The organism is Staphylococcus sp. HMSC14C01, assembly GCF_001808085.1.
GTDB classification, from domain to species: Bacteria; Bacillota; Bacilli; order Staphylococcales; family Staphylococcaceae; genus Staphylococcus; species Staphylococcus hominis.
In genome coordinates, this window is record NZ_KV792019.1 from 1 (window position 1) to 605 (window position 605).

Sequence of the window (605 nt, forward strand, 5' to 3'; positions counted from 1 at the left end):
CAGAATGGTTGGAAATCATTCATAGAGTGTAAAGGCATAAGGGAGCTTGACTGCGAGACCTACAAGTCGAGCAGGGTCGAAAGACGGACTTAGTGATCCGGTGGTTCCGCATGGAAGGGCCATCGCTCAACGGATAAAAGCTACCCCGGGGATAACAGGCTTATCTCCCCCAAGAGTTCACATCGACGGGGAGGTTTGGCACCTCGATGTCGGCTCATCGCATCCTGGGGCTGTAGTCGGTCCCAAGGGTTGGGCTGTTCGCCCATTAAAGCGGTACGCGAGCTGGGTTCAGAACGTCGTGAGACAGTTCGGTCCCTATCCGTCGTGGGCGTAGGAAATTTGAGAGGAGCTGTCCTTAGTACGAGAGGACCGGGATGGACATACCTCTGGTGTACCAGTTGTCGTGCCAACGGCATAGCTGGGTAGCTATGTATGGACGGGATAAGTGCTGAAAGCATCTAAGCATGAAGCCCCCCTCAAGATGAGATTTCCCAACTTCGGTTATAAGATCCCTCAGAGATGATGAGGTTAATAGGTTCGAGGTGGAAGCGTGGTGACACGTGGAGCTGACGAATACTAATCGATCGAAGACTTAATCAATTTTT

The 605-nt window shown here is 51.9% G+C and carries 1 rRNA gene; it reads left to right on the top strand.

Features of this window, described 5'->3' with window-relative positions:
- Window positions 1-600, top strand: a 23S ribosomal RNA gene (locus tag HMPREF3131_RS02335); the annotation flags it as partial.
- Window positions 601-605 lie beyond the last annotated feature (5 nt).